Raw genomic sequence first — 20,985 nt, forward strand, 5'->3', positions numbered from 1 at the left:
TCGTTGTACCCCGCCCGGATGAGCCCGCCCTCCGTCAGCGAAAGGGGCGGATCGTCCACCAGGGCCCGCTCGAGTTTTTCCGCCAGGGGCCGAAGCTCCCGCAGTCCGTCCCGGAGGCCGGCGGACAACCCGGCCTTCAGGCCAGAGAGCTTCTCCTTGATGACCGGGATGACGTGCAGGGCGGCCTTCAGCGCGATCAGGTCGCGGGCGTTGGCGCGCTCCGACCCGACGCGGGCGGCCATCCGTTCCATGTCCCCCATGGACTTGAGCAGGCCGGCGAATTCGTCCCGCGCCCCGTGTTCTCCGTGGAGTTCGCCTACCGCTTCCTGGCGGGCCAGGACGGCTTCGGTGGAGACCAGCGGCCGGGTGATGGCCTGGCGCATGAAACGGGCGCCCATGGGCGTGTACGTCCGGTCCATCACGGAAAGGAGCGTACCCTCGCGGCCGCCGTCCCGCAGCGAGGTGATCAGCTCCAGGTTGCGCTGCGTCGCCGAATCCATGAGCATCGCGTCGGCGATGTCATGGCGCGCCATCGTCTTCAGGTGGGCCAGCCGGTTCTTCTGGGTCTCCCGCAGGTAGACCAGCATGCCGCCCGCCGCGCAGACGCCGGCGGTCATTTCATCGCATCCGAAGCCCTTGAGCGTCAGCACCTCGAAATGATCGAGCAGGGCCTGGAGCGCCTGGTCGTAGTCGAAGGCCCACTCCTCGAGCCGGCTGATCGCGATGTCGGGGAAACGCGGTTGAAGCAGCGCCTCGGCCTGCTCCGCCCGGTCGTAGGACACGATCGCCTCGGCGGGGTCGAGGCGGCTCAACTCGCTGAGCAGATCGTCCTCGCCCAGTTCGGATACTCGGAACTCGCCCGTGGACAGGTCCAGAAAGGCCATGCCGTAGGCGTCCTCGTCGAAGGCGAGGGCGACCATGTAGTTGTTCTCGCCGGGATCGAGGGTCTGCGCCAGCATGGTCGTCCCCGGCGTGACGACTTCCACCACGTCCCGCTTGACCACGCCGCGGGCCTTCTTCGGGTCTTCGACCTGTTCGCAGACGGCCACCTTGTATCCCGATCCCACGAGTTCGGCGATGTACTTCTCCACCGCGTGGTAGGGCACGCCGGCCAGCGGCGTCTTCTCCGCGCCCCCGGCGCCGGAATTGCGGGCGGTCAGCGTGATGCCCAGGACGCGGGAGACCAGCTTGGCGTCGTCGTCGAAGGTCTCGTAGAAATCCCCCATGCGGAAGAAGAGAATCGCATCCTTGTGCTGATCCTTCATCCTGGCGTATTGCGCCATGGCGGGGGTCAGCGTTCCTTTGGATCGGGGCATGGGCGGGATAGGTTTTATGGCTGGCTGCCGGCTTCCGGCCGGCTCGAAGCGACCGGGGTTCCGGCGTGGAAAACCGCACTGGATCCGACCGCTTCCATGCGTCGGAATGCCGCGTGCGGAAGTTGCATTTACGATGCTTGAACGATAGCCATGCCAGCCCCTTGCGTCAAGGTGTTTCTCCCTCGCGTGACCGGCCGGATAGGGCCTTGCGGGATGGGGTGAAACGGCCTATTGGAGCGGCGCCGCCGGGCGTTCAATCCGCCCTTGACTTTCGGGGCCTGAAACGCGACTATTCAGTATGAGCTATGTGCCCAGGATACTCGCCTTTGCCGGCAGTGCGCGGACCGGGTCATTCAACCGAAAACTGGTCGGTATCGCGGCGCGCGGCGCGGATGAAGCCGGGGCCGAAGTCGACCTGGTCGACCTGCGCGACTATCCCATGCCGCTGTACGACGGCGACCTGGAAGAAAAGGAAGGGCTACCGGAGAACGCAGTCCGCTTCAAGGCGCTGATGATGGCAAGCCAGGGCCTGCTGATCGCCGCGCCGGAGTACAACAGCTCCATCACGCCCCTCCTGAAGAATACGATCGACTGGGCATCGAGGCCCGCGCCGGGCGAGGAGAGGCTGGCGGTCTTCCGAAACAAGACGGCCGCGCTGATGAGCGCGTCGCCGGGGTCGCTGGGCGGTCTGCGCGGACTCGTGCACGTGCGATCGATCCTGAGCAACATCCACGTGATGATCCTGCCGGACCAGGTGGCCGTTCCGGGCGCGCACGGCGCGTTCACGGAAGACGGGCGTTTGAAAGACGAGAAGCGCCAGGCGGCGGTGGAGGGATTGGGACGCAACCTGGCGGAGACGCTCGGGAGACTGCACGGGGCCACCGCATTAAACAGGAATGCGTAGGAGGATCGGTCCGACTTGGGTCAGCAAAACGGCCTGACGCGCATCGGTCTTAATCGGCCTGGTTCGCCAGCAGGGGCAGCACGGCGGATTCCAGGTTCTCGTAGGACATGTAGCCCACGTGCTTCTTCCGGACCATCCCTTCCCGGTCGATGATGAAGGTGGTCGGAATGCCGTAGATCCCGCCGAACTCGGTGGCGGCCTTCTGCGTGGTGTCGATGAGGGACAGGTAGGTCATGTTCATTTCCTCGACGAAGGGCTGCACGATTTCCGCGCCTTGTTCGTCGAGGGCGATGCCGATGATCTTGACGCCCTGATCTTCGTATTTTTCATGGAACGCCTGGAAGTCGGGGATCTCGTCGCGGCACGGAGGGCACCAGGTGGCCCAGAAATTGACGACCCGGACCTGGCCCTCGAACTGGGCGATGGTGAATTCGTTCTCGTCGGCGTCCATCAGGGCGAATTCCAGATCGACCGAGTAGGGATTCGCGGACATGGGATTGTCCGCATCATATATGACGGCCACTTCGGGAGATCTCATTTCGCCTACGATGGCCGAGATCAGTCCGGCCAGGATCAGGATCGCGGCAAGGACGTAGATGATGCTGCCCCGGGATTTCGTTTCCATGGTTTCTTACCGCCTGGGAAGGGTGAATCCGGTCCACGGAACGTCTGCGAAAGTCAATGAAATATAGCGGGAAATCCCATGCAGGGCAAGGGAAATAGGGGACTCGAGCGATGCGTACAAGACGGATAAGTTCAAGATCATGGAAAGTCTTGATGACCGCTGCGCTGACGGCAGTCTTGCATACGGGGGCGGCCGTTGCGTTGACGGCAGTCATGTACACGGGAACGGCCGAAGCGCAGGGAGGTGGTACGGTGGATCATTCCGTGTACGACGGTCTGCTGAAGAAGTATGTCGACGACCTGGGCATGATCGACTACCGGACCTGGAAGGCCCGCGATGTGGGCACGCTGGACGGCTACCTGGAGATGATCAAGGGCGTGGACCCAGCTGGACTGAAGGACCGGAACGAGGTCTTCGCTTACTGGATCAATACTTACAACGCGCTCACGATCCGCGGGATGCTGCACTTTTATCCCACCAGCAGCATCAGGGATCACGTCAGCCTGCTCGGGTACAGCATCTGGAAGGATTACAAGATCGAGATCCAGGGCAGGGAATATTCGCTGGACGATATCGAGCACAACATCCTGCGCAAGATGGACGAGCCCCTGGTCCATTTCGCCCTCGTGTGCGCCTCCATAGGATGCCCGCCGCTCATGACCGAAGCATTCACCGCGGACGACGTGGAACGGCAGATGAAAGCGAATACCCTTGTCTTTTTCGCCGATCCCAGTAAGTTTCGAGCCGATCCGGAGGACAACACCGTCTGGCTTTCGCCGATCATGGACTGGTACAAGGACGACTTCGGGGAGAACCAGCGGGAGGTCCTGGATTACATCGCCCCCTACGTGCCCGATGACGCGGCCCGCGCGTTGCTGAAGCGGAAAGACGTGGACGTCGACTACCTGCACTACGACTGGGGCATCAACGAACAGTCTCCGGAATAAATGAATCCATGAAAAAACCACACGCGCCGTGTCGCAGTTAGACCCTGGCGAAGGTACAATCGAGGGATCCGGCGAAGCCGCTGCCGAGGACGCAGGCGAAGGCGCCGGTGAAGACGTTGCCGAGGCCACCAGCCAGAAGCGGCAGTTCGTCAAGCCGGTCATTCTGCTCGCGATCGCCTTTTCCGGCTTTCTGGCCTACAGCTTCACGCCCCTGGGCAACTATCTCCAGCCCGTCGTGATGGAGGGGTTCTTCGAGTCGATCGAGGGATTCTGGTGGGCGCCCCTGGTGTTTATCGGCGTCTATGTCCTTCTCACCGTGCTGGGCCTGCCGATGGTGATCCTGACCTTTTTTGCGGGTTTCACCTTCGGCGCCCTGGAAGGCGCGCTGTACGTCATGATCGGCGCGAACATCGGCGCCAACCTCGCCTTCGACCTGGCCCGGTACCTGGGCCGCGATTTCGTATCCCGCTACATAAAGGGGCCCATTGACCGGATCGACCGTCGACTCCGTAAAAAGGGGTTCCTGCGCATGCTCCAGCTCCGGCTGATCCCGGTCATCCCCTTCAACGTGCTGAACTTCGCCGCCGGACTCTCCGGTCTACGCAAGCTTCATTTCGCGCTGGCGACTATGATCGGGATCACACCGGGCACCTTCATTTACGCCTATACCGCGGCGTCGCTGATGCAGGTCTACCTGGCCGGCGCAGAACTCGACGAGGTGACGCGCGCCGCCCTGCGCTCCTCGGCCCTGACCAACCTGATTATCGCCCTCGCCCTGCTCATCACCATCTCCCTGGCTCCGGCCATCTACCGGAAGCTTCGCGGAAAACCGATTCAGGCGGAATAGGGTGCCGGACGGTCAGCGTCGTCGGCCAGCCAGCGTCGTCGGCCAGTCTCTGATGGGGCTCGGCCATCGGCGACGGGCTGTCACTGGTGGCGACCGGTCACTGACTAGCCTGATCAGGAATCCCCGAAACGGATAGAGAACAGGTCCGCGTCCTTCAGCACGAAGCGCAGGCGGACCGGCGTGCCGTTCAGGCGGGACAGGTCGGCCTTGCCGCCCGGACCATTGCCCCCGCGCCACGCGACCGGGGCGTCAAGATCGTCTCCGAACAGCGGTTCCATGTCCCCCGCGGCGAAACCATCCAGGGGACGGCCCTCCGCATCCTGGATCTCCACGGACACACTTCCAACCGCGGACGTCGAGTAGTTGATAAACAACGTCGATCCGGAGAAGGTCACTGGCTTCGTGCGCAGTTCGCCGCCGTGGTATCCCGCCCGTACCGAGGCGAATCCGTGGGGGCGGACGGTTACTCGCCGCACGGCGTTGGTGTTCCAGCCGTAGTGTTCGGCGACGTACATGGACCACTCGTCCGGCGCTGTCGGAATGATGCCCGCGGCCGGCGTCTGGTTGCGATGGGTCCAGTTTCGCTGGTCCAGGCCGGCCCTCAGCCAGGCGTCCATGAACGTGCGATCCCAGTGGACGCCGTCCCGGCTCGTCATGAACACCGCGTCGGAGATCCCGCCGCCCGGGTAAACCATGCCCTCCGTATCCTTCGTCCGTTCCGGCACGAACCGCATGGGGAAGGACAGCAGGATGTGTTCCGCCCCGGGGCAGAGCGTGGTGGCGTTGGTGTAAAAATGCTCGAAAGGAACGCCTTCGTCGTACACGTGATGCTCGGGCGAGGTCCAGTGGATGAAATCATCCGAAGTGCAGCTCTGTATTGCGCGGACTCCGACGCCGTCGTCTCCGGTCTGTTCGAAGTACCGGCTGAATATGCGGTAGCAACCCACATAGTCGTCCCACATGGGCACGTTCACCGAATCGAAAGCGCCCTCGATCTTGAGGGGACCGTCCACGATGGATTCCCAGACGAGCCCATCGGGAGAAGTAAACCCGAACAGCCTGTTCCTGCCCTCTCCGCCGATGGCCTTGAAACGCTGTTCGGGCGGCGCGGACGGATTGCCGTCCAGAAAGACGCAGAAGTTGTGCGCCTGGGCGCCCCGGATGAGGATATTGTTGTCCGTGGAGCCCTCCGCCGCCACCAGGCCCAGGCCGGGCCGCTCGAAATGAATGCCGTCGTCGCTGACCAGCAGGTTCGTCGTCTGCGTCTGCGCCCAACCCTCGGGCAGATCCTCGTGCTTGCCCGTGGGGTGGTAGCCGCGGTAGTACACCCGGATCTTACCGTCGGCCTGGACCAGGTTGTAGCAACCGGTGCAGGCGTTCTCCAGGGGTTCGACTACGCGGAAGACGGTCTCCTTTCGGACGGGTTCGTGCAGGTGCAAGCGTGCACCGGAAAGACTGTCGATCAGGTAGGGATCTACGAAGAGTTCACGTTGCGATCCCAGGGCGATGGGCGTCATGGGTGGTCCTTTGTGGGTGGGGGGTTCGACGAAATTAAAATCGCTAGAAATCACGCTGTAGTCTAGGCTGTCGGACAGACTCCATATATGTCGATATGAATCCTCGTCCGTGTTCTGTAAGCCTTACCGTTATTATGTAATATCCTCCAATTAGTATTACAAGCACTCAACATAGGATCTGCGTGCCCCGTTCATATATCGGATCAGAATCCCAATTAACGCACACGTGACCCTTGACCTGTCACCACATACATTTTTTATTTTGAATATTCAGACATCTGGAATACTGAATTGCCTCGCTGGAATCTCTACGGCCTACGGATCGCTGTGAGTCCATTCGCCTTCGAAGACAACAGGAATCAATACGATGGACATCAAACTCGTCGTAGCCGTAACTGACGGGAATTGGTTCAAGACGCTCCGACAGAAGCCGCATCTGGACGAAGTCAACTTCTGGGCGCCCTCTGCTACGAACTTCAACGCGCTTCGGCCCGGCGAGCTGTTCCTTTTCAAGCTGCATGCACCTTACAATGTGATCGTTGGCGGTGGCATTTTTGCCTATTCCAATGTGCTACCCTGTTCCCTCGCATGGGAAGCGTTCGGGGAAGCGAACGGCGCCGATTCGTTGCAGGAAATGCGAAATCGTATCTCTCGGTATCTTCGGAACGTCGACCCGCATGAGCCGAGTGACTTCAAGATCGGATGCCGGATTCTAACCCAACCCTTTTTCCTCGAGGAATCCGAGTATATCGAGGTGCCGCCGACCTGGTCACCGAACATCGTGTCGCTTAAGACATTCAGTACCGGGGAATCCGACGGGCGGGCGTTGTGGGACGAGGTAAACGCCCGGTTGAAATTCCGCCAGTCGACCGGCCTGATGACAGATCCAGCAGGCATCGTAGCCGATCCGGCCGGGAAATCCCTTTTTGGCAAACCGCAACTGGTAAAACCGCGACTCGGTCAAGGAGCATTCAGGGTGCTGGTAACCGATATTTACGAACGCCGCTGCGCGGTTACCCGTGAGCGGACGCTGCCTGCCCTGGACGCCGCGCATATTCGACCTTTCAGCGACGGGGGTCTTCACGAAGCGAGAAACGGGCTGTTACTCCGGCGGGATATACATGGGCTGTTCGACTCCGGATACGTTACCGTTACCCCGGATCTTCGCTTCGAGGTCAGTGGACAGGTCCGGGAGGAATTCGAGAACGGACGGGATTACTATGATATGCACGGTAACCGGATCGTCGTTCCTGACAAGGTAGCGGACCAGCCGGATCCCAAGGTGCTATCCTGGCACAACGAAAAGATCTACAAAGGGTGATGGACTGCCATGAACGTTGAAGGTAGTGGTTTCAAGATGAGAATGACCGCGTTCGATCACGTGCGGCGACTGAGTGAAGCCCACGGTCACCTTACAAGAAGCCAGTTAAACCAGGGGTTTTTGTTTGAAGGAAAGCGTATTCCCCTGGTCAATCCGCAACGAGGGATTTTCAAGCCTCGACAAATGCGGTTTTTACTTTCTATCACTACTGTGGTTCCTAAATCCGGCGGAAGGATAAAGTACGATGATCAGCGGACACTGGTCCATCGGCGGATCTTTGAGGGCGAGGAAACCTTAGACTATGCGTTTATGGGTCAGAACCCAGAATCAGCGGAAAACCAGTGGCTAAAGGAGGCCTGGAAGAATCGGATTCCCGTGATCTACTTTCTCGGTGTTTCTCCCGGTCTTTATCAGGCGATCGTCCCCACCTTTATCTCTGGATGGGATGGATCCGCCCTCAAGTCCTCACTAATCATCGGAAACCCCTACCAAGAGGGGTTCGAAGAACCGATTAACGCGAAGGAACGTCGATATGCACTGCGCCTCGTTAAGGAACGCCTACACCAAGATACGTTCCGCGATGCCGTCCTACACGCATATCGTGGCCGTTGCGCAATCACCGGCCTGCCGGAAACGCAGTTGCTGGACGCCGCCCACATCATAGCGGATGGTGACGAAACCTTCGGACAACCCATCGTACCAAACGGACTGGCCCTGTCCAAGATCCATCACGCTGCCTTCGATGCCCACCTTATCGGCATTGATCCCAACTACCGACTGCACGTATCCGAACGGCTGTTAGAAAAGAAAGATGGTCCCATGCTCCAGGCACTCAAGCAGCTCGACGGATCGGGGCTGCACCTGCCGTCACGCACAATAGATCATCCAGATCCGGAGCGATTGGAACGTCGGTTCGAGACCTTCAGGAAGGCGGGGTAAGCGAAGCCCGGGGTATTTTCTAATTTGTGCGTTATTGACGGATTTACGAGATCTGCGATTGTATTTACTCACTCCGGTTCAAAGTACCCTTCATCTATGCGTTTGATAGTGTAAGATACCTCTTCTCGTACCCCCACATCATAGTCAACCATTAGTTCGGCCAATCTGTCCCCGTCAATCAGTACAATATGCTTAGGGCTCTGATTCGCTACTTCCCGAGCAGGGGGCGTGAAATCCGAGGTTGTTACAAAGATTCCTTTTGATGCATGTTTCGCGTCTAACGCGCCTCCAAACTCCAACATGTCGCTAGTTCCCACCTTATGATCAGAAGCGAATCGTTTGGCTTGAACATAAACCTTATCAAGCCCGAGTTTGTCTTCGCTGATGATACAATCGATACCTTTATCACCCGGTCCTCCTATGACCTCTCCCGATTCAGGACCACCGTAACCCATTGCTGTCAATAAGTCCAGTACCAGATGTTCAAAAGTAGATGAAGACACATTGTATACCCGGTTCAATATATCTCCTTTCAAGGCTTCCTTTATGGTCACATATGCTTGTTCAAGGTGTTCAACTGGCGATTCAGAAATTGGGGAAGATCCAGCATCGTCACCGGTATCAGATGTCTCCTGGCTCACCTTGCTCCCCCATGACCGGAAGGATTCAAAGCGTCTCAGGATTTCGACAGTAATATGGGAGGGATTTTGACTTAAGAGTTCCTTCCCTTCTTCGGTCAGCTTGTATGTCGCATGTTTGACTCGTTCGACTAACCCAGCCTTTAACATGAAGGTTATAGCCCAACTGAAACGAACTTCAAGTTTTGTATTTCCGCCGCTCGGTGTCAGCTCTTTCAGGTCATTCTCTTCCAGCGCCAGAGATCCAATTACATCTTCACGTATATTGCTCTTCTTCATTTCAGTATCAGCCAACGCCAGAGACTTAAGAATCGGCAACATGAGTGTATAGTGATCTGGAACGGGCATAGCCAGACTCCTGTACTGGTGGGGTATCAGATATACTTAACGTGTTATGTAGATTCCGCGACATAGAGCGTCAAATTTCAGACGCTCAGGAGTTCACGGAAGACCCAGTGATTGCAGAGAAAACGGCCGTGGTGGGTGGATCTTGTGACGGAGAATGGCGACTTCACGGAAATTCGGTCATAATAACATTCAGTAACGCCAGTTTTCATGTGCGAGAGGCGCACTGTTCAATTCGTCCCGGTACAAACGCCACTGAGGAAGATGCTCATCCATCAGTGCCGTGAAACGGTCGTTATGTTTGCGTTCGATCAGGTGGATCATCTCGTGTACGAGGATGTACACCAGGCAGGATGCAGGTTTTTTTGCCAGTTCTAAGTTCAACCAGATACGTTTTGCTTCAACATTGCAAGAGCCCCAGAGGGTCTTCATCCTCTTGATTTGTATTTCGTTTACTGTAACACCGGTTTTACGTTGCCAATCGTCCTTCAACGGTACTAGTTGATCTCGCAGTTGCCTCCTGTACCACAGATGTAGTACAGCTTCCCGTTCGTCCCGGTTGGCATTCGGCCGGAAGCGTATTTCCATCCTCGTGTTGTTTAACAGTCGGACACCAGGTGGACCATCGAACTCACTCGCCTGTAACCGGTAGCGACGACCTCGATAGTAATGACTTTCACCCGACACGAACTCTCGCTGAGACTGTCGGACTTGCTTTTCGAATTCGGCCTGTTTCTTCCGGATCCATGCCAGACGTGAAACAACCGCCGCCCGGACGGCATCGTCGTCGAAATGCAACGGTGCGGCCACGCGGACTCTGCCGTTCGGTGGATACACGCCGAGATGCAGGTTTTTGATGTCCTTTCGGACGATCTCTATCGCTGTTCCTCGTACTTTGATGAGGTGACTACTCAATTCAGTATTCATCCTGGTGCTTTGCGATATCAAAAATCGCATTTACGAGGTCTTCGTTGCCGTCGAGTTCCGACTTGATGGCGTTACGGACCTCTCGCTCCTTTATTGTATGCCCCCTCCATGCATCTTTCTTTGCGTGTCTGATGGCTTTGTCTATTGCCAGAGCCATCGCCTCCGAAACGTCCTCGTCTGATTCGACGGGGAAATCCGGCGTATGTTGCTTCACCACCAACCCGTCTACTCCAACCAAATTGTCGTACAGGGACATTAACGCAGAGGTGTTAATAGTTGAAGGATAGGACTCAGAAGCTTCGGTCTCCGGACTATGAACTTTTTTAGCTAGTTCGACCATCTTGGCGAGGTATTTTTTGTATTCCAGTGCTTCCTGCTTACGCTGGCGAATCAGATCGTCCAGTAATCGCGACATTTTCTTATAGTACTTCGGGTTGACCGGTGTCTCATCGATAATCAGTCGGCGGACGTTATTCTCAATGGTCGAACTTACGGCTTCTTTGTCCTCTTGCATGGATTCAGGTAGCATATCGACTGCGTCTTCACCATCTCTGACAATCAGTTCTACCAGGGTCATATCGTCGAACGTGGAGACTTTCTCGCTTTCCTCTGCCTGGATGTAGGTATCAAGTAGATGGCGCATGGCGGGCTCAAACATTTTCATATCGACAAAGTCGCCGCTGTTTAACTTGACCTCTTTCCGAGCCTTCTCAAAGTGGTCCACTTCGGTCCGTATCTCCTTGGTCTCGGCAACGGAGTAGCCAGCTTCCTCCATCTCGTTTGCCAGGTTTGCATATGCGCGCAGGAAAGCCGCCACAGATTTATAGAATGCGACGCGTTTCGGTTCGTTTTCTTTTAGTTGTTCAGCGTTCCCACTTGTCGTGCCACAGAAGTACTTGATATATGCGGAAGTATCGCGCGGTGGTTCGACGTGTTCCGTCAGTGCCTTGATTGCCTCCCTCGTCTCCTCCAACCGCTCACGACCTTGTTGCAGCCGGTCTTTAAGTAATCCTTTTACATCTTCAGCATCGTAGCCATCGAACGCCTCGCCGGTGTAGTCTTTGATCGATTGTTCCAGGGATCGGAAGAGATCTTTATAGTCGATTATGTATCCGTAATCCTTGTCATCACCGTCAAGACGGTTGACCCGGCAGATCGCCTGGAACAGTCCGTGATCCTGCATATGTTTGTCGATGTAAAGACAGGTTGCAGAAGGTGCGTCAAAACCCGTCAGTAGCTTGTCTACCACGATCAATAGCTTCATTTGGCCGGGACTTTCGATGAAGCGCTTCTTGACTTCCTGCTCAAACAAGTCGGCCTTGTGCATTGCAGCGTCTTCGGGTTCGTTGAAGTAGTCCGCGAGCATCTTACGGTAGACGTCGTATTTTTGTATCTTCTCAGTAAGCCCTTCCCCCGTCTCCTCCCCTTTTATGTCCGCGATGGCCGGTCGATAGGAGGTTATGATGGCGCACTTTCCCTCCAGGCCATGATTCTGAAACATCTCATAGATGCGACAGGCCGAGTATATGCTGTCCGAGACAAGCAACGCGTTGCCCCGATCACTCTTAAGTCGGTCACGCGTCTCCATGTCCAACAGTATGTCCGCCACGATTTTCTCCAGCCGGTGCTGTGAACTCAGTACCCTCCGCATCGTGCCCCAACGCTCCTTGAGTTGAGCCTTCGCCACGTCGCTCAACCCCTTGGTCTTGGCGTCGAACCACTGATCAACCTTCTCCTGAGAGGTGATGTTCTGATCTATGTCGCGCGCCTCGTAACGCAGATCCAGTACCACACCATCGTTCACCGCTTCGTCGTACTTGTAGGTGTGTATGTAGGGTCCGAAAGTCTCGATACTACGTCTTTTGTCATCCCTTAGCAGCGGTGTGCCAGTAAACCCGATAAGTGTAGAATCAGGAAGTAACTGTTTCATGGCTCTGTGGAGTTTGCCGGACTGGGTTCGATGGCATTCGTCGACAAAGACGAAGAGTTCTCCCTTGGCCTGGAAGTCACTGGGAAGGTTCTTCCTGATATCGTCGAGGTATGAGTCGATGTCGCCTTCCTCCGACGAACTGAATTTGTGTATCAGAGAGCAAACCAACCACTCGTTAGATGAATTCAAGACGTGAACAAGGTCGGCACCGCTCTTGGTTCGATGAATATCCTCACTTACACCTTTGAAGACTTTCTCAATTTGCTCGTCCAGTTCGGTGCGGTCGGTGATGATAAGGACGCGTCCGCCGCTGACGTTCTCGCGTATCCACTTCGCCAGCCACACCATGGTCAGGCTTTTACCACTGCCCTGGGTGTGCCATATGACGCCTCCCTCGCGCTGGTTCACATGCTCCTGGGCAGCTTGAACACCAAAGTACTGATTGTGCCGACAGATCTTTTTGTTACCCGTGTCGAAGACGATGAAGTCGTGTACAATTTCCAACAGTCGTTTCTTGTCGCAAAGTTGGCTGAGTTCCTGGTGCAGTGGATATTCATCGATGGTGTTTGAGGATTCTTGTTCCTTCCAACGCAGCCAGTGTTTCTCTGGCGTTTCTATCGCACCGTAACGAAGTCCTTCCGTCTCGTTACCCGCCATAACCAACTGTACGGTTGTGAAAAACTGCCGGATGAACTCCTTCTTCTGGCTGTCGAGGTTCTGCCGGATGCCCTCGCTTACCGATACAATGGAGCGCTTCAGTTCCAGTACGCCTATGGCGATTCCGTTGACGTACAGTACAATATCGGGACGTCGTGTATTTTCACCGACGACTGTCACCTCTTCGGCGATGGCGAAGTCGTTGTTTTCGGGGTTTTCCCAATCGATCAACCATATGGTGACCGTTTGCTCACCTACTGCGGGTTGAATCTTCACACCGTAGCGGAGCAGTTCATAAATCTCGCGGTTGGCATCGTAGAGCGTTCTACTTCCGCCGAGTGCTGTCGCCTTGCCAAAAGAAATCAGAGTCTTGTCGATAATCCCTTTATCGTGACCCTGGCGCTTGAGCCAGTCTGTAATCAGTTCGTCCTCTACGTTGCTATTATCGTTACGAACCTTCCAATTACCGAGATAGGCGAAACCTAGCGTATCTTCAAACAACTCGACGACGCGTTGCTGTGTAAGGATCTCCTGTTCACCGACTTTGCTCATAGCGTCATGCTCTCAGACTTGGCATTTGTGGAGGCGGATAGGCTCTCATTGGTCTGGTAAAGAGCCCGGGACTTGGTCGATTCATTCCTGCGATAGTCTATGAAGCAGTCAAATGGACCAAGGGTTGATTACCTCAATTTCGCAGTATTCGAAATCTCTGACATTACGTGTTGCGACTGCCGCTCCATGACATCTTGCGATGGCTGCCAACTGGCAATCTGCATCACTGATCGGCTGCCCAATAGCTCGTCGATTGGCAGCGATTTTCGCGTACATACGTGCAGCATCGCTGTCAAAAGGTAAGATGCGCCGCACGAAAACCTTCTGGAGCAGAGTCTCTATTGCGATACTTAGCGTTTCACGACGCCTACCCATCGGTAGAATCTCCACACCATACCGTAACTCCGCTTCCGTGATCGCTGACAAGAACACGGCTGAAAAGGATTGTTCAGCAATCCAGTTCGTTACGGCAAGATTGGGTGTTGGGCGTGTAAACTCTGATACAACGTTGGTGTCGAGGAGTATCATTTCGTGCCAATCAACCTAACTCCGGAGGATCACGCATCGGCTTGCGAGGTGGTATGTCAAGTTCCACACCACCCAACGGCTCAAAACAAGCGCGTATAGCTTGTGCCAAGTTTATTGGAGAGTTGCGTTCACTCAGCGCCGTTCGCAGGATTTCCCGGGCTTCTTCTTCCATGGAATGACCATGCTCAGCCGCCTGGATGCGTAGTCGATGTTTTATATCTTCGCTCAGATTGCGAATGGTCATGCTAGCCATTTATGCCTCCTTTTATGCCATCTCGGATCATAAATTAAAGTGTTGATTGCATTGAAGTCAATGATATCGAATTTTCATTCTGCTTTGCACACCTATGACCAACGTTATCAAGAATCGATTTTGTTCAGTTTGTACTTACACAACCCCAACAGACTCTGTCATTCGCATATCCCGCAATACATTTTGAATGTAGTCATAGCATTAGTGTCATCGAACAACTGCGGGTAAACTAAACTCCCACATCGTCCAACGGACCGATCTTATCATTCGGTATGGGCAGGTTTGAAAGGAATCTCATTGGTACCTGAATGTTTGTAATTAACCTCTGGTCAATACGATTTGGATTCACTGGCATCCCTATGATCGTGTTCAAGCTTGAGGAATTGGTTTCGATCCAGTTTACCCTTCTCATATGCTTAAACAGCTCATCTTTCGCTTCTCCACGGAAACGACGGCAGATTTCACTGATCTCTGCGACTGTTCGGGCAAGTCTCAATCGTTTACACTCAATGATTAAGATTGCGCCATTTGGTTTCCAAGCCAAGACGTCAATATCTCCAAAGTCGGACGACGCACCTATCTGAGTCATCGGAATCTCGGTTCTGGTTTGCCATCCATTCGTACTCAGATGTTCAGCGACTGTGACAGTGAAGTCATGACCTTTCTTGTCTGTGATTCCGCCGATAAAACTTCTCATCTTATCCGATCTAAAAAACTCCTGAGGTAGGTACCCTTCTTCTAGGCAGTATAGTAGATAACGGAATCCCAACTGTAAGGTGCCAACTCCGAATATCACTGCGTCCGTGTCCTGTTTTCCGAAAACAAGTATCGGCTTAAAGACTATGGACAATCGACGACTGTAACGCCACGGTTGTATATCCCTGTTTGTCATCCCAGGCGGTGTAGAATCCCATTTGGGCCTGTGGAATATACTGAAAGCAGTGATGAGTGCATTGGTCGTGGTTTCGGAGAATCCCCTATTGGATGCAAGTCTGTTTCGAATTTCGCCAAGTGTCGTCTTGACAACGATATCATCATTATCTATCGCCATTTCGAAAATCTCTGCAAATCCGGCAACGGTATCTTGTAATGGTATTTGGAACTCGGCCTCAAACGCCTCGATGAAGTCCTCAGGGTATAGCTCCTCAACTGGTTTTGAAGATGGTCTGTTTTGATACTGAGTATGGTATTTTGATGCAGCATCCCCGAAATCATCGGTAGCGTATGCTTTCAAGAAAGGTTCGATTACAGTATTGATGAATTCATGTTCTATCGAGTAAGAGCCATTTTGGTGCAACTCTATCGGAGGATTGATCAGCTTGTTTTTGATACCGTCGGAATGAGCTGCGACTTCATGCATAAGGGCAGCTTTCGCTATAAACTCATCCAATTGCTCTTGTGAGAGTGGATTGCCTCCAAACTCCGGGCATTCACAAATCGCCATTTCCAATATGGTACGAGTCGACAAATCTGTGATGCTTCGCATTCCCTCACGTTCATGTACGGTACCATGCACATCGTCATCCGGTCCGTACAGCGCTTGAACAGCATTTGCAGTGCGACGCCAACGATTTCGGTCATGGAGGATGTTTTCGTGAACATATAACAAATTTCGCAATACTGAAGCTCGATCAAGAGTCTTCAATCTACTTCGTATCTGACTCCAGATCTTGGCAACGACTTTATTCAAAAAACATTTGCATGCGCTCCTCGAATCGAGATTACTCACGTAATCACTTGGTAGACAGTCCTCCGACAGTTTTAGTTTTGTAAAAGCGAAGTCCTCTGGTGCAAGCAATACTGGTTTCTTGTTATGTTTTTGTAATATTTGCTCGACTCTATCATAACTTGTCAGAACATGTATTATTCGTATACCTGCATCATTTACAATCCTGTCCGTTAGTTGCTCGACAATTTGTTCATCGAAGTCCGTGACTACTCTTGTATGTAGTCTGATGAGGGCTTTCGCAATATGCTTGACAACATATGTCTCACCGATGTTTTCAGGCTGCTGGAAGTACTTCAAGAGAACTGCCGGAAGCTCTATTACGGCAGTTCGGTTTTGTACTGAAATCCTCGGTTCAACAATTTCCGTTGCCGATTGTGCTTCTGCATCGACTTCGGGCATAACAACATCGGTAAGATCAAGGCATACTTCTATCGGTCCAGATTGCAGATTTGAGTTCTGTGACTCGTATTCGACCACAACCCTATAAAACAAGTCAATAAAACCATGCCAAAACTGAAAAGCATGGTTCCGAAATCCATTTCCCTTTTCGCGTAGGCGTAAACTAAACCAACTGGGACCTCGTCTTGTTTCAATCACACCTGCCAAGACGCCAGATAGGCCATGATCAATGCTTCCATATACCGGTCGAGTAGTAAGGGAATGAAAGTACGTATCTATATCGAGCCGTTTGACGTCTACATAAACTTCATTCGTAGTTCGGATTAAATGGCGGTCAAGGGTTCTTCTGCATTCTGTTCGTACATTCAGGGTATAACCGTCATCGACTAAAAAAACGGATCTTGGGCTTACTGAAAGCTCACGAGATACTATCTGAAAACCAGACCTTAGCCAGTAACAGAAAACTGTGTAGTCACCGGTGATACCTGTAAACTTAACTCCTTGTTTTTCTGCCCATTTTTTTTGATTGATGAATTTCAAAAACCGTATGATCGATTGGGCTGGATCATCTACCAACATGAGGAAATCCGAGATATGAATCACCGAAAGACTCCATCTGTTCGCCCAGTTCCGGAAACTCATACCGCAGTTACCTCCCAATCCACCTGTCACTAATAGGGTTGTTCCGTCGTTTTTACCTGGTGAAGCCATGCATCGGTCTACAGTGCGATTTAGGTAAGCGCATAGAGATTCCTCTGTTTCTTTTCGATATCCAATCAAACAGTCTAGACCTTCGTTGTGCAGTGGTTTCAAAGGGTAATTAAGGAGGACTACATGCAGGTACCGGTTTACGTCTACCTTCAACAACCAATCGTGAATTGGTAGATCCGTAGCCTCTGTGCTCAGTGATTCAGTGGAATCCGCTTTTTCCAATCTGTTTATACCTTCCAATTCGATCTGGTAAGACTGATAAGAATTCAACAGTTGTGCGAAGGTCGGCAGAAGCCCCAACGTTTGTAGCCTACCCAAAAGAAATCTCCTGATTGCAGGACCAACTGCATTCGGCAAAGCAAGAACCAGCATCTTACCAACTTTCAAAAGTGGGTATCGCTCAAGTGAAGTATGGCCTAAAGTCTCTGATAGAAGGAGTTTCCTATCGCGAGACTTGAGGATAAACGGTTCCAAAAAGGCGGGGTTAATCTGGTATGTGGTAAGTTCGTTTGAGGTGAAGGATACGAAGTTTCCTCTGTCGACAATCCGGGTCGTGGGCGACAACATACATGCTTCTTGTGGATACGATGGCTCAGAATGCCACCTTTGTAATCCAACTCTATCCGCGACAATTTCGCTCAATTTCAGTAACGTGAGTATCGGGGCGAGTAATCTCCCAAGTTCTGGTGTTACTTGTCGTGAGCATAGAATGTCGATAACCGTCTGTGTGAAGTAACAACTTGAAAGCCAGATACCCTCAAACAGCCGTCGATTGCCTTCGGGGGTTCTAACGTTTGTGATGAAAACATCCTCAGCCGGGTCTTCTGCAAACTTAAGGGACATATTACCTAGCAAATCGTTTAGCCAACGTTCTATTACTTTCAACGAAGGCTTACTTGTCCCTCGACAGTGGATAACTGCAAGATGAACAAGGACCTCTATACGAAGAGCATTCGCATGGAATGACGGTACGGTGAGTAGGCTGGCAATGCGACTTACGGTATCGCGTATTTTGTACTTCCGAAGGACCTTTGCAAGTTGCTTCAGTTCGGGGTTGTCGAGAGGAATCATCTATTACTCAGTCTAACTTTTCGTGGAATTAACCCATTAAACACGAGACCGGATCTAGCCTGTAACCTGAAAGTTCAAACTAGTTACTCGGTTTCTTTTTGGCGTAACTATGGGTTTTACTAGACTTACTCGACCAGTAAGGAGTTTTTGTATAATATCCGGTTTGACGCCGCGAGTTTAGTTTAAGAGGTGGTCAGTTGCGACGATCTCAACTTTCATGTCGGAGGTCATCGCAACTAACAGTGTAAATGTACGGTTTCGTGGTGGTCGGCGCTGTTCAGACTACGTCCTTTGTGGACCGATTCTTGAACTCCTCGCGCCATTTCTTCAGAGACTCCAAGTCTTCGCGCAGTTCCAGTTCTTCAGGAAGTGAGATCGGCACTTCCTGCGACTGACTGTGCTCGTAGCTCGAATACTTGGTCATCAGATCATCAATAAACTTACAATCTTCTCGACTGATTCTTACAAGCGGTCTAAGTCTGTTATCAGTCGTGATACTCCTTCGGTGACGGCGCACAACTTGATTCAGCAGGTCGTCTTCGACCGTGCGCTCCAATAGTTTACGAAAGTCAGAGCAAATTCCTTGCGCGAGACCTTGGTAGGCGGAAGCACCGCCCGTTTCGCCAGCCCTTTTGGCCTCGTCCAGACGCGTCAAAAGAATACCGTTGGCCTTTTTGGTAGTAGCATTCCAGACAGCATCATCAGCCGGGTGACCAGCGGATCCTGAAAAGGATTCAATGCATCGTTGCTTAAGGTTTCTACGCTTCCATTCTTCACCGACTTTTTTTGCAGCGTCCTCCATCGCACCATATAGGGAAAGCCGGTGTGTAAACACCAAAACTTGACGACTCCTTGCCAGTTGAACAAGACGAGTCGCCACGTGCCATTCGAAGTCTTGATCCAGCGACGAGATCGGATCGTCAAAAATGAATGGGGCCGCGTGGGGCTTCTCTGCCACATCGGCCAGAAACGCCGCTAGAGATACGACGCGACGTTCTCCGTCGCTCAGAATTTCTTCAGGAGCATTCTCCGTTTTCAATTCGACCCCCTTCAGACGAAGACCGTGTAGTGCTTGCCCTTTTACAGTCTTTGTTTTAATTAGTTCGACCTTTATTCGCGATGCGCCCAACATCCTGAGTTCTTGGTTGAACCGATCTACGTATGCCTGCGTGATTACTTTCTCGGCGACACGTCCTGCCTCAAGGGATATCTTTCGTGAGTTCGCAAATTGCTCCCATTTCTCATATTTTTTCACATTCTTTAGACGAGTGATTTCACATTTAATCGCAGTAGCTTGCTGCGCCGTCCAACGCAAGGCCTCCAAATTCAATTTGTCTTGAGTTGCCTTTTCCCGATCGAAGTTCTTCGCATCGTCATCATTTTGCAGTGCGTCTTGCTCAAGTAATTCGGCGCGTCGGTTTATTTCGGTCAATAGTTTATCGGGTGGTTCTATGGCAATGGCCTCCGCATCTTTCTCGCCGTTACGAAGATCGTTACAGGTATTGCCCACTTGGGTCCAGAAGGTACTTAGATTCTCGACCCAGCCCTCCTCGATCAGCCCAGCAGCCTGACACCTCGTACGGGTTCCCTCGTCATTCCATTGTGTCGGTAAGCCTTCCAGCAATCCGCTGTACGCTGTTTCAGCCGCCTTGGCTTCAATCTCTACTGCACCTTGGACAAAAGCTTCAAACTCCTGCAATCGAATTTGTGCTTCTTGAGCCAATTCCTGATGACAAAGAACGCACAATGCGCCGTTATCTGTAACAGGGAATTCTAATCCTGGATAAGCTGTCTGCGAATAAAGGCGTGCTGCCTTCCAAAGTGCATTCCAAGTTTCAGTCCCAATGCCATCTAATTTGGCACTTCCTAATTGGGCGGCAGCGGCCTCAGTAGCGATCGTACGTTTCAGATGTGCCTCCCTACGAGAATTTCGCAGAATTTCCAACTGTTCAGGGCCAACGGCGGTCGCGGCGTTTTTCAACTCTACTCCGAGTTGGTCGAGTTGGCTCTTTGTTTCACGTTTTTTAATCGCGAGCTTTTTCGGGTCGTCCGCATTTAGGCGTTCAGTCAGCTTCCTGAGTTCTTCTTCGCAATCTTTATCCCACTGTGTTAGACATTGGATCTCTTCCTCGCTAAGATCGTATCTCAGTGCAGCATACATTTTACCTGCGTTAGTAGTTCGGTATTCTGGCGGCATATCTGGGAGTGTGCTGACTAGAAGTTCCCGTTCATTTTGAAGTCTCGTTTTCACTTTGTCGCACACAGCTGCCAACGCCTCGAACAAAGTTACGGACGGTGGCGTGTAGGAGATTGCTTTCTCCTGGCTGATATAAAAGGTCGCAGCATCTGCGTCGAATACATCTACGGCGCGGAGGTCCTGTATCGGAGAGTCGTTTGCCTGCCATGTAGCCAACTTCTCGCTTCCAGCCAAACTGTAGAGAATCTGACATTGCTGCTTTGCAGGCCGACCTTCAAACACATTGAACTTGAGCGCCGTTGCATTGGATTTCCGCATGCTCGTTTAAGAATGCGAATGTAGCCGGATTTCCCGGAACCGTTGGGACCGTAGATTACGGCAAGATTTCCAGTACCGAAAGTAAGAGGACTTTGCGGGCACAGGTTTTCAATGCCGCAGATCTCGCCAATTTCTAGGAGGTGAACTTCTGTAGAGGAGGTAGAAGTCGTTCTTAAACCGTCGAATTTTCGGTGAGTTGTAATCTGCTGCCCAACTGTGGTCTTAAGAAGCTCAGTGATGGCTTGGATGTCGCTATCTGCCAAGTTGTTTGAAGCAAGTAGTTTCTCGACCGCTTCCTGAATCCAATCCTGTTG

Annotated in this window: 15 protein-coding genes; 5 read left to right on the forward strand and 10 right to left on the reverse strand. The window is 52.9% G+C overall.

The window, feature by feature from the left end; translation table 11 throughout:
• Nucleotides 1-1,316, reverse strand: a 1,316-nt coding sequence (locus F4Y38_02560; GenBank protein MXY48161.1) for a DNA mismatch repair protein MutS, incomplete at its 3' end; no start/stop codon positions are given.
• 298 nt (nt 1,317-1,614) lie between these two features.
• Between F4Y38_02560 and F4Y38_02565 the strand changes: the two genes are divergently transcribed.
• Nucleotides 1,615-2,220: an NAD(P)H-dependent oxidoreductase gene (locus tag F4Y38_02565; protein MXY48162.1), complete on the forward strand. Its 606-nt coding sequence runs from the start codon at nt 1,615-1,617 to the stop codon at nt 2,218-2,220.
• Between the two features lie 49 nt (nt 2,221-2,269).
• Here the strand turns inward: F4Y38_02565 and F4Y38_02570 are convergent, their stop codons facing one another.
• Complete coding sequence (locus F4Y38_02570) at nt 2,270-2,845, reverse strand: redoxin domain-containing protein (protein ID MXY48163.1); 576 nt, start codon at nt 2,843-2,845, stop codon at nt 2,270-2,272.
• 110 nt (nt 2,846-2,955) lie between these two features.
• Between F4Y38_02570 and F4Y38_02575 the strand changes: the two genes are divergently transcribed.
• Nucleotides 2,956-3,792 (forward strand): DUF547 domain-containing protein, encoded by an 837-nt coding sequence (locus tag F4Y38_02575; GenBank protein MXY48164.1) that lies wholly within the window; start codon nt 2,956-2,958, stop codon nt 3,790-3,792.
• A 28-nt stretch (nt 3,793-3,820) separates the two neighbouring features.
• Nucleotides 3,821-4,639 carry a TVP38/TMEM64 family protein gene (locus tag F4Y38_02580; protein MXY48165.1) on the forward strand — a complete coding sequence of 273 codons (819 nt, stop codon included), beginning with the start codon at nt 3,821-3,823 and terminating at the stop codon, nt 4,637-4,639.
• Nucleotides 4,640-4,752: 113 nt separating this feature from the next.
• Here the strand turns inward: F4Y38_02580 and F4Y38_02585 are convergent, their stop codons facing one another.
• Nucleotides 4,753-6,156, reverse strand: a complete 1,404-nt coding sequence (locus tag F4Y38_02585) for a glycoside hydrolase family 32 protein (protein MXY48166.1) — start codon at nt 6,154-6,156, stop codon at nt 4,753-4,755.
• Nucleotides 6,157-6,523: 367 nt separating this feature from the next.
• On the opposite strand from F4Y38_02585, the gene F4Y38_02590 reads away from it, so the two are divergent.
• Nucleotides 6,524-7,477, forward strand: coding sequence for an HNH endonuclease (locus tag F4Y38_02590; protein ID MXY48167.1), 954 nt, complete (start codon nt 6,524-6,526; stop codon nt 7,475-7,477).
• 9 nt (nt 7,478-7,486) lie between these two features.
• Nucleotides 7,487-8,416 (forward strand): HNH endonuclease, encoded by a 930-nt coding sequence (locus F4Y38_02595; GenBank protein MXY48168.1) that lies wholly within the window; start codon nt 7,487-7,489, stop codon nt 8,414-8,416.
• Nucleotides 8,417-8,484: 68 nt separating this feature from the next.
• Here F4Y38_02595 and F4Y38_02600 read toward each other — a convergent pair whose 3' ends face one another.
• The 7 genes from F4Y38_02600 to F4Y38_02630 form a co-directional block, all read right to left on the reverse strand.
• Nucleotides 8,485-9,402, reverse strand: coding sequence for a restriction endonuclease (locus F4Y38_02600; GenBank protein MXY48169.1), 918 nt, complete (start codon nt 9,400-9,402; stop codon nt 8,485-8,487).
• A 189-nt stretch (nt 9,403-9,591) separates the two neighbouring features.
• A complete protein-coding gene (locus F4Y38_02605) occupies nt 9,592-10,326 on the reverse strand; it encodes a M48 family metallopeptidase (protein MXY48170.1) in 735 nt (244 codons plus the stop codon).
• A complete protein-coding gene (locus F4Y38_02610; protein MXY48171.1) occupies nt 10,316-13,465 on the reverse strand; it encodes a type I restriction endonuclease subunit R in 3,150 nt (1,049 codons plus the stop codon). Before F4Y38_02610 ends, F4Y38_02605 begins: the two co-directional genes overlap by 11 nt.
• Nucleotides 13,466-13,573: 108 nt before the next feature.
• Nucleotides 13,574-13,993, reverse strand: coding sequence for a type II toxin-antitoxin system VapC family toxin (locus F4Y38_02615; GenBank protein MXY48172.1), 420 nt, complete (start codon nt 13,991-13,993; stop codon nt 13,574-13,576).
• Between the two features lie 10 nt (nt 13,994-14,003).
• Nucleotides 14,004-14,246 (reverse strand): plasmid stabilization protein, encoded by a 243-nt coding sequence (locus F4Y38_02620; protein MXY48173.1) that lies wholly within the window; start codon nt 14,244-14,246, stop codon nt 14,004-14,006.
• A gap of 229 nt (nt 14,247-14,475) precedes the next feature.
• Nucleotides 14,476-18,156, reverse strand: coding sequence for a hypothetical protein (locus tag F4Y38_02625; GenBank protein MXY48174.1), 3,681 nt, complete (start codon nt 18,154-18,156; stop codon nt 14,476-14,478).
• 277 nt (nt 18,157-18,433) lie between these two features.
• On the reverse strand, nt 18,434-20,671 hold the full coding sequence (locus F4Y38_02630; protein MXY48175.1) for an AAA family ATPase: 2,238 nt from the start codon (nt 20,669-20,671) through the stop codon (nt 18,434-18,436).
• Between the last annotated feature and the right edge of the window lie 314 nt (nt 20,672-20,985).

It is taken from the genome of Gemmatimonadota bacterium (assembly GCA_009838645.1).
Taxonomy (GTDB): domain Bacteria; phylum JAAXHH01; class JAAXHH01; order JAAXHH01; family JAAXHH01; genus JAAXHH01.